We start from the raw sequence: 12,783 nt of genomic DNA on the forward strand, positions 1-12,783 counted from the left end.
GGTATTCCTTCCGGTTTGATCGATGCGTGCCTTGGGAGGATGGCCTCGCTACAGCCAAGACCCGGAAGGCCCGGGCTTTATTCCCGGGGCGCGGCAGATTTTTTTGCGCGGGCATGGGAAGTACTGCCCGAACCGGCAGCACCGAACGCTGCTGGTTCGGAGGCATCACGGATTTTGCGGCGGCCATGCACCGGCAAGAAATGGCTCGCCTACCCAAGTATTATCGGCAATACTGGCGTTGGCGTGACAATCACGGAGGGGGAGTTCGAAGTGGCGGATACTGTCGTTTTCCAAGTGGAAGGTTTTGAGATCCGGGCTGAAGTCTCGGACACAGGAGGGCCGCTCAAGGCCGCCGGCGCCGAGGATGTGGCGCATGTGGCGCAGAAGCCGTTCAAGGCGGCCATCGGAATGGTCGGGGCTCTTGCCGACGCCTTCGCGGACGCCTTCAAGGGACGTAAAGTCGGCGCGGCGGAGATAACCCTCGGCCTCAAGGTCACCGCCAAGGGCGATTTCATCGTCGTGGGATCGTCGGGGGAAGCCTCGCTCAACCTGAAACTTACACTGACGCCCGGTTGAGGCGACCATGAATGCCGATGTTCTCCAGGCGGCGACGTTCCGCCTGGAGACCAAGGATCGCAAGCTGGCCGGCACGGCTGTTCTCGTCGATGGCGAGGGCACCCTGCTGACTTGTCATCATGTCGCCGCGACAGGCAGCGAGCTCGTGGCGACCAGCCGGGACGGAGTAAGAGCAAAGGTCGCCTGGCTTACCTCCTCCGACAACGTACTGGCAGCTTGCGACCTGGCGCTGATGCGACTCGACATGCCGCCGGACACTTCCCTTCCAGCCGCCGTCCCGCTTCTGTCCGCCGCTATCGGAGGGCCTTTCCAGACACGTGTCCAGCTCTTGGCCGCCGGGGCCTTCGGCGAAAGCGCGCCATTGAGCGGAACCGTCACGGGGGAAATGAAGATAAGCTACCCGCACGATGCCCGCACCTACACCATCACCGGCGGCCTGGTAACGGGCTTCCAGGTGCTTGGCGGCATGAGCGGATCGCCGATCTGGGACCCTGTCCGAGGCGCGGTCACCGGCTTGCTCGCGGTCGGCTCCGAACCGGGCAATATCGGGGGCTTCGTCAGCCCACTAGCGCAAGCAGCCGCTTCCCAGACGCTGCAGCGACTGCTCGCCCACAACGAGCAAACCGTTCCCCGCTACGGCAATTCGCCCAATCGTCTGGCGGCCAAAGAGCTGCTGAGGTCGGCCACGGAAACGACGCTGCAGCGGATGCGCGACCGCGACATCATCGTTACGGCCGACCGTATCGTTTCGCGCGAGGGCTTCGAGCAAGCCCTGAATGATTTCCTGCAATCGAACGTCGCAGCCTTTCCGATTATCTCCGCCGCCGGCCAGGGCAAAACGACGCTCCTCGTGCAATTGGCAACGCAGCGCTCGCAATACCCTGTCTGGCTCGTTCGCGGCGCCGACCTACCCAGCAACCAGCCCGTAGCGCAGGCATTTGAAGCGCTCCTGGCAGCGTCCGCAGCCATGCCCGCCGGGTGCGGCATGCAGGCGCTTGGAAGCCGCTGCGAGCCAAAGCCGCTGTTGCTGCTCGATGGCCTCAACGAAGTGCCGCTGGAACTTCGAAAGGTCGCCGATGAATGGCTTCCCGACCTGCTGGGCTTAATCGACCGAACGGGTTGGCGCATGGTTTTCACCACGCAGCGCGAACTGTTCTCCCGCGTCGAAAAGCAGGTAGGCAAAAAGCTGTTCATGGCGAAGGCTGCGGACGAAGAACGGGGTTGGTTCCGACTGGGTCAATTCACCACTGATGAGGCCGCTCAAGCGGCGCAGGCCTACCACCTCCCGGCCAGTCTTGCCCGCGCGATCGGTCGCCAACCTTTGATGTTTCGCCTGGCGACACCTGGCGCGGGCACCCAGCACCGCAGCGCCGTCCTGTCGAGTTATCTCGACACGCTGCTCGACCGGGCAATGGTGCAGTTGAAGGACAGGCATCCCGCCAAGGCTCGTGCACAGACGATCGCGCTGGCGGCGGAGATGGCCAAAGAACCTTCCGGCGTACTCGGCTTCGACCACGAAGCCGTCGCGGACGCCGCGCTGGTCAATGCGTTATGCCACGCCAACATCCTTGAACCGGTCGAGGCAGGTTACCGCATCATCTTCGACGAATTGAACGACTTTTTATTGGCGTTGAAATTAGCCGCGGACGGCGCGTCAAACTGGCCAACCGCGGCACCCAATGTCGTCACACTGACGATCGAGCTTCTGCTGGACAAAGATCAGGCGAAGGCCACGCAGATGGCGGAGCAGGTCGCCACGGGCAGCGGGAATGCCAGTATTTGGGACTGGCTCCGCTTCTTCGGCATCCTGGTTGGTTTGGAACGAAGGCCCGAATTGGATGCGGCGAAAATCTCAATCGTGAATGCGCTCGTCGAAAAAGAGCTCGTCGAAAGCGCGATCAGCGCCGAGACCGACCTGCCTGCCAGCCTGCCTTTGCCCGCTCTTCGGATCTTGCTGAGAGAGGCTATCCTTTTGCAGGAGGGCTATGGCTGGCGTGAAAAGGACGTCTACAGCAAGTGGCATCGCCCCGGCACGGTGGGATCCGCCCGACTTGGACTCGGGCTGACGCGTCTGGTGGCCGAGCTCGTGCAGGAAGATACGATCGACGGAGCGGGCATTTTGATCGACCTGCTCTCGGATGGCGCAACGTTGTCCCATCACAGCGAGCGCGGAGCATCTCGCGAAGCGACGGTCGGCAGCTTCGCCTTATGCATGCTGCTCGCCCATCGCGAGCGGATCGGCCTTGGCCGAGTGTTCAAGGAGGTCATCCTTGTCGAGCGACAGGGTGGCGATTCCCTCCTGGAAGCCCTTTGTGAGGATGAGCCAAGCCTGGTGGCGGAACAACTCGAGCAGTCGGCGCAGCAGAGGCCTGGGCCAACGCCTGTTGTTCTGCGCAAGGCCTGGATGACGTTGCTGGAAAAGGCAGAACCAAATGAAGAAATTCGAGCGCGTATCCGCAACGGCTTGTTGCAGCTAATCGACCGATTGGACGACCTTCAACTGCAGGAAATGTTCATCGCCTGCGCGCCAACGCGGTTACTGCCGCCCGAGACGTCGCAACAATTGTTCAATAGGATCGTTGCGTCTCACTGTCTGCATGAGGCAACGTTGGTTGCAGGCGTCAGAACGAACATCGTCGGTATCAATGACGCACTTGCGATCGCCAAGCGTCTGGGACTGGAGAAGCGAGTCGTCCTGCGGTTGACAAATCATTGGAAGCCCGACGATCCGCAGCTTTCGCTCGACGATCTGGTCCCGTTGCTCAAGGCTTATTTTCCTCCCCGTGAGAAGATGAGCAGTGATGTGCGTTATGCGCTCGAAGAGGTTTGCTACAGAACGACCCTGGAACAGGCCAAAGTCTCCCAGTTCTGCGATTATCTCGAAAAGGTCCTGGCGGTCTGCCATCCAGACGATACCCACATTTTCGTCTATCCAGCCTTTTCCGCTTTTGGCGACCTAACACCTGGTCAGGCCGCATTTCGCGAATGGCTTGGCTTAGAACTTTCCAAGATGAGTCAGGTGACTTCAATCGCGTCGCTTGCTTTGAAAAAGCTCATGTCAATTAACCCTATGTCAAACGAGGTACCCCCTCTCGCGTTCGTCTTTGCCCGTTCTGCCGACCCGCGCGACGTTTTCTGGTTCGCAGAAGAGGAATTTTCACCGGTTAAGGTGAGAGCAGTCCTCAATGCCATCTTGGAAGAGACACGCCGTCGAGGCGATCAAGATGGCGAGAAGGCCCTCCTCTATCTGCTTGAGATATTCGAGGATGACAGCCTCACCCCAGCAGAACGCAAGGATCGCATCTGGAAAGCAATAATGTCGGGGAAACTATCCCGCTGAACGAACCTCGCGGATACGGGGTCGGCGAATTCCTAAAGCCGTAGGTCAGGCCCCAGTTTGCCGATACCGACCCAACGCGGCCGCACTCTCGTCCTGAGAGGTGGTTGCGGCCTTCGATTTCCGTTTGCGGTGGCCGGCCCGGTTGGCTATCGGATGGTACGGATCGGAGGCAGGCTTGCAGCGGCGACAGGACGAAATGTCAGATCACATTCCGCGCGCATCCGTGGTGATGACGGCCTATACCGACCAGCGTTTTCTCGACAGGGCGGTCGACAGCGTCCTCAGCCAGGACTTCGAAGACCTCGAACTGATCATCGTCGACGACGCCAGCGGCCGTGGCGAGGTGTTCGAGGCGCTGGCGCGGCGCGATCCGCGCATCCTGATCCTGACCAATCCGACCAATCTCGGCACGGCCGCGGCAGCCAACCGGGGCATCGCCGCGGCGCGCGGCGACATCATCCTGCGGCTCGATTCCGACGACGTGGCCGAGCCTTCCCATGTCGCGCGGCTGGTGGCGGCGCTCGACGAGGACAGCGAGCTCGGCCTCGTCGGAAGCGCGGTGACGCTGATCGACGAAGCTGACCGGGTGGTCGGGGCTCAGGCCATGCCCGAAACGGACCTCGAAATCCGCTGGACGATCCTGTTCCACAATCCGTTCTACCATTCGGCGGTCGCCTATCGCAGAAGCCTGTTCGAGGCGGCAGGCACATACCGGGTCCACGAGCTCGTCTCCCAGGACCATTATCTGTGGTTCGACATGCTGCCGCTCTGCAGGGCGCGCAATCTTGCCGAGCCGCTGACGCTTTACAGGTTGAACACGCTGGGACTGACGGTGGCCAACGCAACGAATGCCCGCAACCGCACGCATGCGATCCGCGAGGCTTCCTGGGCCCGTATCGGGCTCACCTACGACCTCTACGACGATGCCTTCGCGCGCGACCTGACCGGCTTCATCCGCGGCACAGACATCGCCATCGAGCGAAGGGCCGTCGCCTATCGCAAGCTGCTGGACGTGCTCGGGGTCTTCCTTGCCGCCTCCGGGCCTTTCAAGCGCCCGGACGATGCGGCGGCGGCAAGACGGCTCAAGCGCCACATCACCGCCCGCATGCTTGCCAGCCCGCCGCAGCGGCTCAAGGATGCGCTGGCGCTGTGCTTGCGGTGCCTGCCCGTCCATCCGCTCGAAGCGACCCGCGCCGCCGCCAGGCGCCTGGCGTTGGGCGTGGCATCCAGGATGGGTTCGGCCGGATCGAACCCGTCGGGACAAGAGCGGGAATGATGAACGCCGATTTCGCAAGCTGGTTCGAAGGCAAGGCGCTCTCCACCGACTGGACGTCGCGGTTCTTCCCGGTTTGGGCGACGCTGCTCGCGGCGCGGCGCGAAGCGCCGCTCGACGTGCTCGAGATCGGATCGTGGGAGGGCCGCTCGGCGATCTTCTTCCTGCGCTATCTAGCCTCCTGCCGCCTGACCTGCATCGACAGTTTCGAAGGCAGCACCGAGCATGCGCTTCGCCTCAAATGGTCGAACCAGCTGCCGCATATCGAGCAGCGCTTCGACTTCAATCTCGCCGAGTTCCAGGGGCGATTCGAAAAGCTGAAGGCCATGTCTTCGGCGGCGCTGGCCGGCCTCATCGCCGAGCGGCGCCGCTTCGACCTGATCTATATCGACGGCAGCCACCACAGTGCCGACGTGCTGGCCGACGCCGTGGCGTCATGGCAGATGATCGACAAAGGCGGCCTCATCATCTTCGACGACTATGAATGGGCCTTCTTCGCGGACGAGGCCGACCGCCCGAAGCTCGGGGTCGACACCTTCCTCGCGAGGCACAAAGGCGAATATCGCGAACTCCATCGCGGCGAACAGCTCATCATCCAGAAGACCGTGCCTCTGGAAGCGGCCAACCCGCGTACGGATCGGACTGCGTCTTTCGCAAAGCCGTTGCCGGACAATCCGGCCAAAAGCGTCGAATTCGTTCTGATCGCCGAGGCCGGTGTGCTGGAGGCGCAGGCGCTGCTGCTTTGCGAGAGCATACGTTCTTTCGCAGGCAGCTATTCGCAATGTCCGATCATTGTCGTTTCGCCGAGAAGCGACCGTCGGCCGTCGGCGTCGACGATCCAGAAGCTCGAGCAGATGGGGGTCGAATACCTGCCACTGGAGATCGACAGCTGCTGCCCGCAATACGGCACCTCCTGGCGCATCCATTCGCTTGCCGCGGTCGAGCGCCGGCCGGGGCCGCCGGTCATCGTCCAGCTCGACAGCGACGCGGTCTTCATCGGCGAACCCGATCTTCTGCTCGAAGACTGCGACGCGGCGGCGCGCCCGGTCGACAGCAAGGGCATGTGCACGACAGGCCCAGGCGATGCCTTCGATCCCTATTGGCGGGACCTGTGCGGGCTTGCCGGCGTCGAATACGAGCACCTGCCGGTCGTATGGACGAGCGACGGCGCCGCTGTCGTGCGGGCAAGCTACAATGGCGGGCTGATCGCCGCCCGCAGAAGCTGTGCCCTTTTCCAGCGCACCGAAGGCATCTTCAGGCAGTTGGTGGCGGCGGAGCTGAAGCCCTGGCGCACCGACCAGCCGACCTACAGGACCGGCACCGGCCTCCAGAGCGGCGAAGCAACCGCCTATTGGGGGACCAGCCAGGCGGCTCTTTCGCTGGCGGCCGTCGCCGGCAATCATGCGGTGCGCCATTTGCCGGCGACGCATAATTTTCCGCTGCACAATCTGGCGCGCACGAAGGCTCCGGACCCCGCGAAGCTGATCCACATCCACTATCACGGGCTGTTTTCGGCCAACTCCAGCGAAGCCAATCCAATATTCGACGGCAGGCTCGAGCTGCCGGCCGGTATCGCCGAATGGCTGCAGGCGCGTTTGCCGCTACCGGAAGAGCCGCAGCCCGCGGACGAGAAAGCCCGCTCTGTCCATGCGAAGCGAGAAGCGATTCTTATCCTGGGTATGCATCGCAGCGGCACTTCCGTCCTGGGCGGCATGGTCAACGCGCTGGGCGTCGCCGGCCCGCACAGCCTGATGTCGGGGGACCGTCACAACCCGACGGGATATTGGGAAAGCCTGCGCCTCAACGCGGCGACCAACGATCTGCTCGCCGCGGCCGGTTCCGGCTGGCACGACTGGCTGCCGCTCGATCCGGGCTGGATGGCTTCCGAAGTGGCGCAAGGGCATCGCCACAGGATCGAGGCGATCCTGGAAAGCGAGTTCGGCGATGCGGCGCTGTTTTTCATCAAGGAGCCGCGCAGCTGCCGCTTCCTGCCATGGATGTCATCGATCCTCGCCGACATGCGGATCGACACGGCCGCGCTGCTTCCAATCCGCAATCCCCTCGAGGTCGCCTATTCGATAGAGCGGCGCGACGGTTTTCCAGTGGCCGGCTCGCTGCTGGTGTGGCTGAGGCACGTGCTCGATGCGGAGCTGCACTCCAGGCACATGCCGCGCTCTTTTCTGCTCTACGAAGATTTGCTTGCCGACTGGCAAGGTCAGCTGACGAAAGCCTCCAGGGCGATCGATCTTGCCTGGCCGATCCGGCCGGAGCAGGCCGGGAGCGACGTGGAAAGCTTCCTGTCGCAAGAGCTGCATCATCAACGATGCACCGTCGATCAGCTGCGCGACCACCGGGATGCTCCGCCCATCGTGGCCGATGCCTATGCGATATTGCGCGCGATGGCGCGCGACGGCGACAGCCAGGACCTTCGCGATCAACTCGACGGGATTCGCGTTAAGTTGGACAGCGCCTCAGCCCTGGTGGGGCGGACATTTGCCGGCGAAAGGGCCGCAGCGAGGCGGTCGGTCGACGATCTCCAAAGCCGGCTGGGCGAGTTCCATACGCAGTCCGAGCAGTTGCATGCGATCGTCGCAGAATTGCATCGGGACCGCGACGCTGTGCTTGGCGATCGCGACCGGTTGCTTCGCGAGAATGCGGCTCGGTCCGGTGAGCGAGAGGCGTTGCTGCACGAGAGGGATGCGTTGCACCGCGAGAGGGAGGCCTTGTACCGGGAGCGAGAGGGCCTCGTCACAGCGCGCGAAGCGATGCTCGCCTCGCACAGCTGGCGTTTGACCGCGCCGCTGCGCTGGCTGCGCAACCCGTTCGCCAAACGCGGCGAGTGAAGCGGCCGAAACGCGGTCACCAAACCGTCACACCAGGCGGAAACCTCCATGGTAAGGTTGCCATGGCCGCCCAGCGAGCCGTTTGCAGAACCAAGACCGGCGAAGCCGCCATGAACATTGCTGTTCCTTCCGAAGGCACCGATCTCTCGCCCTATCTGCCGGACGAGCACGGACTGTTCTTCATCTACCATTTCAAAGAAGACGGTTCCCGCACAAAGGACCCCGCCGAGGCGCATTGGAGCTGGCGCAGCTACCAGATCACCGACATGCGTGCGCGTCAGGAGATCGGCGCCGAGCAGGCGCTGCCGGCGCCGGTGCGCGATGCCTTCCTGTCGCCCAGCCATGGCTGCCAGATCGATTTCGAGGACGATTTTCTCTATGGCGACCTGCCCGACCTCAGGCACGATTTCGCCGAAGCGCGCGGGCTCACCCATTTCCGCTTCGCCTTCAACGACAGGATGCTGATCGGCGCCCGCAAACAGCCGCTGGAATCGGTCGACAAGATTCGCAAGCTGGTGGAAAGCGGCGCGCGCAAGTTCCGCACACCGTCCGAGCTGATCGAGGCGGTGATGGGCCAGTCGCTCGACGGCATGGCGGTCGAGCTCGACAAGATGGGCGACACGCTCGACGGCATCGAGGACCGCATCGTTTGCGATGCATGGCACAATGAGCGCCAGGCGCTGGTCGACGCGCGCCGCCAGCTGGTGCTGATCCACCGCCAGATGGCGACGCTCACCAATCTCTTCCGCCATCTCGACCATTCGCATCGCAATGAGCTGCCCGACCCGATCAACGACATGGCCACGCGCCTGTCGCACCGGGCGCACACGCTGCATCACGACGGCGAGCAGTTGCAGGCGCGCACGCGGCTGTTGCAAGACGAGCTGATGGCCAAGCTGACCGAGCAGTCGAACCAGCTGCTCTACATCCTCTCCGTCATGACGGCGGTGCTGTTGCCGATGACCATCATCTCCGGCCTGTTCGGCATGAATGTCGGCGGGCTGCCGCTGGTCGATACGCCGCACGGCTTCTGGGTGGTGACGGCGATCTCGATCGTCATCGCCGGCATCGTCTACAAGATCGTGCGGCGGCTGGGCCGGGTGTAGCTCTAAGCGATCGCGCGCAAATCCTCGACGATCGTGCCGGCCGCGCCGACTTCCGCTTCGTGGCCAGACTCGCGCCATGTCTCGGCAAGTCCGGCCGCGTGCCATTCACGCATGGCCGGCAGGTCGAGCAGCTGCTGCGGATAGATTGCGGCGGCGCCTTCGAAAGCCAGGCCATAGGACTGCGCCCTGAACGCGATGGGCGCGAAGAAGGCGTCGACGGCGCCGAACCGGTCGCCGGTCAGGAATGGTCCGCCGAAACGCACAAGGCCGTCGTTCCAAAGATCTCCCATGCGGAAGAGGTCGTGTTCCAGCGCGGCGGACATCGGCAATGGCTCGACGCGCACGCCGCAGCTCATCGGGCAGTCGTTGCGCAGCGCGGTGAAGCTCGAATGCATCTCAGCGGCAGCCGAGCGCGCCCAGGCGCGCGCTTTCGCATCCGCCGGCCAGACGCCCGGATGGCGTTCGGCCAGGTATTCGACGATCGAGAGTGAATCCCAGACCGCCCAGCCATCGTCGACCAGGCAGGGCACGCGTCCATTCGGCGAGAATTGCCGGTAGAGGCTGAAACTCGGTCCGGCCGGGAATGGCGTCAGCCGCTCTTCGAAGGGAATGTCGAGGACGCGCATCAGCAGCCAGGGCCGCAGCGACCAGGACGAATAGTTCTTGTTGCCGATATGCAGAACATACATCGGGCGCCCTCTCCTTCTCGCTTATGCAATTTCCAGACGGCCAGCCGTCTCGCCCTTTGCCTATCTTGTCGCGGGCGCCGGCGGGCGGACCTCGCGACCCCTGAACATCGACCAGCTGTACATCGCCAGCGCCGTCCAGATCAGCGCGAAGGCGATCGCCTGCGTGGTGCCGAACGGCTCGCCGAAGATCAGCACGGCGATCAGGAACACCATGGTCGGCGCGATGTATTGCATGATGCCGATGGTGGACAGGCGCAGCAGCTTGGCGCCGAAGGCAAAGAGCAGCAGCGGCACCGCGGTGATCGGGCCGCAGCCGATCAGCAAGGCCGTGTCGGAGCCGGTGCTGGAGATGAGATGATCCTGCCCGGTGGCGATCAGATAGGCGATGTAGCCGAGCGCCGGCACCGACAGCAAAAGCACTTCGAGCAGGAAACCCTGGCTCGGGCCGATCGGCAATGTCTTGCGGAAGAAGCCGTAGGCAGCGAAGGAAAAGGCCAGCGCCAGCGACACCCAGGGCAGCTTTCCGGCCTCGATTGTGAGCACCGCCACAGCGATGGCGGCAAGCGCGACCGCGGCAATCTGCAGCCGGTCGAGCCGCTCGCCGAGAAGCACCGCGCCGACAACGACCACCACCAGCGGGTTGATGTAATAGCCGAGCGCCGTCTCCACTGTACGGTCGACCGCGATCGCCCAGACATAGATGCCCCAGTTGATCGAAATCAGCGTCGCCGTCAGCGCTGCCATGGCGATGCTCTTCGGTGAGCGGATCGCCGCCTTGAAGTCGGCGGTGCGGCCGGTCCAGACCAGAACGCAAGCCGCGATCGGCACCGACCAGACGACGCGGTTGGCGATCACCTCGGCTAGCGGCAGATGCGCCACCGCCTTCATGTAAAACGGCAGCAGTCCCCAGAGGAAGTAGGCGCCAAGCGCCAAAAGGAAGCCGCGGCGGGCCTTGGCATCTTGATCGAGATCGGCTGTAGCGGTGACCATGGTCCAACGCTATGGCCCAGCGGGTCGCCCAAAACCATCACAAAATTATGATGGATCAATGGACTTATGGTGATGGTTCAAGCGGCCGGGGCGCTATTCCTCGCCCCACGCAGTGGGGAGAGGTGGCCCGGCGAAGCCGGGACGGAGAGGGGCCAGCGCGGCGGTTGACAATTACCGCTTCGGGATGACCAGCCTCCCACCCTCTCTTGCATCCACTCTGGCTTCGCGGAGGGCGTCCTCCTCTCCGTCCCGGCTTCGCCGGGCCACCTCTCCCCCGCTTTGCGGGGGCGAGGAAATGAGGCGGTGCTACTCCGCAGCCACCAATCCAGCCATCTCGCGGTTCTTCATCAGCTTGTAGATGATCGAATCCATCAGCGCCTGAAAAGAGGCGTCGATGATGTTTTCCGACACGCCGACCGTCCACCAGCGGGCGCCGGTGGAATCGTGCGATTCGACCAGGACGCGGGTGATGGCCTCGGTGCCGCCATTGAGGATACGCACCTTGAAGTCGGCAAGCTCGAGGTCGACGATCTCGCTCTGGTATTTGCCGAGGTCCTTGCGCAGCGCGATGTCGAGCGCGTTGACCGGGCCGTGACCTTCCGCCACCGACATCTTCTCCTCGCCATCGACCTCGACCTTCACGATCGCCTCGGAGACGGTCTTCAGATTGCCGTTGGCGTCGAAGCGGCGCTCGACCATGCAGCGGAAAGAGGTGACGTTGAAGAACTCCGGCAAGCCGTGCAGCATTTTTCGCGCAAGCAACTCGAAGGACGCGTCGGCGCCCTCATACGCGTAGCCTTCGGCCTCGCGCTCCTTGACCACGGCGATCAGCGCGTCGAGCCGGTGATCGTCCTTCGGCACGTCGATGCCGCGCCGCTTCAACTCGGCGAGGAAATTGGCCTTGCCGCCCTGGTCGGAGACCATGACCCGGCGGCGGTTGCCGACGGCTTCCGGCGGCACGTGTTCGTAGGTCGCCGGCTCCTTGGCCAAAGCGGAGGCATGGATGCCGGCCTTGGTGGCGAAGGCTGAGGCGCCGACATAGGGCGCCTGCGCTTCCGGGGCGCGGTTGAGCAATTCGTCAAACGCGCGGGAAAGCCTGGAAATCCCGGTCAGCGCTTCGGCCGAAATGCCGGTTTCGAATCGGTCGGCGAAGGCTGGCTTCAGCGCCAGCGTCGGGATGATGGAGATGAGATTGGCGTTGCCGCAGCGCTCGCCGATGCCGTTCAACGTGCCCTGGATCTGGTGCACGCCGGCCTCGACGGCGGCGAGGGAATTCGCCACCGCCTGGCCGGTGTCGTCATGTGCGTGGATGCCGAGATGATCGCCCGGGATGCCGCCGGCGATCACCTTCTCGACAATGGCGCGTACTTCCGAGGGCTGCGTGCCGCCATTGGTGTCGCACAGCACGACCCAGCGCGCGCCGGCATCATAGGCGGTCCTGGCGCAGGCCAGCGCGTAGTCCGGATTGGCCTTGAAGCCGTCGAAGAAATGCTCGCAGTCGACCATCGCTTCCCTGCCGGCCGCGACAGCCGTCTCGACCGAGATTTTTATGGACTCCAGGTTCTCCTCATTGGTGCAGCCGAGCGCGACGCGGACGTGATAGTCCCAGCTCTTGGCGACGAAGCAGATGGCGTCGGACTCCGACTGCACCAGCGCCGCCAGCCCCGGGTCGTTGGAAGCCGAGACCCCTGCCCGCTTGGTCATGCCGAAGGCGACGAAGCTGGCTTTCGCCGTCCGCTTCTTCTGGAAGAAGGCGGTGTCGGTCGGATTGGCGCCCGGATAGCCGCCCTCGACATAGTCGATGCCGAACTCGTCGAGCAGTTTTGCGATCGCGATCTTGTCCTCGACGGAAAAGTCGATGCCCGGCGTCTGCTGGCCGTCGCGCAGCGTGGTGTCGAAGAGATAGAGGCGTTGCTTTGTCATGGCTGTAGCTCGAAAGGCCGCGATCGCCGTAGAGCGCGGACGT

General features: G+C 63.5%; 8 protein-coding genes. 5 read left to right on the forward strand and 3 right to left on the reverse strand.

From position 1 onward, the window contains the following. Nucleotides 1–39 precede the first annotated feature (39 nt). From KVT37_RS19100 to KVT37_RS19120, 5 genes are all read left to right on the forward strand, one after another. Nucleotides 40–576 carry a CU044_2847 family protein gene (locus KVT37_RS19100; RefSeq protein ID WP_217575889.1) on the forward strand — a complete coding sequence of 179 codons (537 nt, stop codon included), beginning with the start codon at nucleotides 40–42 and terminating at the stop codon, nucleotides 574–576. A 7-nt stretch (nucleotides 577–583) separates the two neighbouring features. Beyond that, nucleotides 584–3,916, forward strand: coding sequence for a serine protease (locus KVT37_RS19105; RefSeq protein WP_217575891.1), 3,333 nt, complete (start codon nucleotides 584–586; stop codon nucleotides 3,914–3,916). 196 nt (nucleotides 3,917–4,112) lie between these two features. Then, on the forward strand, nucleotides 4,113–5,192 hold the full coding sequence (locus KVT37_RS19110; protein ID WP_217575893.1) for a glycosyltransferase: 1,080 nt from the start codon (nucleotides 4,113–4,115) through the stop codon (nucleotides 5,190–5,192). Continuing rightward, a complete protein-coding gene (locus tag KVT37_RS19115) occupies nucleotides 5,189–8,032 on the forward strand; it encodes a class I SAM-dependent methyltransferase (protein WP_217575895.1) in 2,844 nt (947 codons plus the stop codon). The genes KVT37_RS19110 and KVT37_RS19115 overlap by 4 nt, the downstream gene beginning before the upstream one ends. Nucleotides 8,033–8,142: 110 nt before the next feature. Next, nucleotides 8,143–9,138, forward strand: coding sequence for a transporter (locus tag KVT37_RS19120; RefSeq protein WP_217575897.1), 996 nt, complete (start codon nucleotides 8,143–8,145; stop codon nucleotides 9,136–9,138). 2 nt (nucleotides 9,139–9,140) lie between these two features. On the opposite strand, the gene KVT37_RS19125 is transcribed toward KVT37_RS19120, so the two are convergent. From KVT37_RS19125 to cimA, 3 genes are all read right to left on the reverse strand, one after another. Continuing rightward, nucleotides 9,141–9,827: a glutathione S-transferase gene (locus KVT37_RS19125; RefSeq protein WP_217575899.1), complete on the reverse strand. Its 687-nt coding sequence runs from the start codon at nucleotides 9,825–9,827 to the stop codon at nucleotides 9,141–9,143. 60 nt (nucleotides 9,828–9,887) lie between these two features. Next, nucleotides 9,888–10,817, reverse strand: coding sequence for an EamA family transporter RarD (gene rarD / locus KVT37_RS19130; RefSeq protein WP_217575901.1), 930 nt, complete (start codon nucleotides 10,815–10,817; stop codon nucleotides 9,888–9,890). Between the two features lie 306 nt (nucleotides 10,818–11,123). After that, on the reverse strand, nucleotides 11,124–12,740 hold the full coding sequence (cimA, locus tag KVT37_RS19135) for a citramalate synthase (protein WP_217575903.1): 1,617 nt from the start codon (nucleotides 12,738–12,740) through the stop codon (nucleotides 11,124–11,126). Nucleotides 12,741–12,783: the final 43 nt, after the last annotated feature.

Origin of the sequence: Mesorhizobium sp. GbtcB19, assembly GCF_019091085.1 — a bacterium.
Lineage (GTDB): Bacteria > Pseudomonadota > Alphaproteobacteria > Rhizobiales > Rhizobiaceae > Mesorhizobium.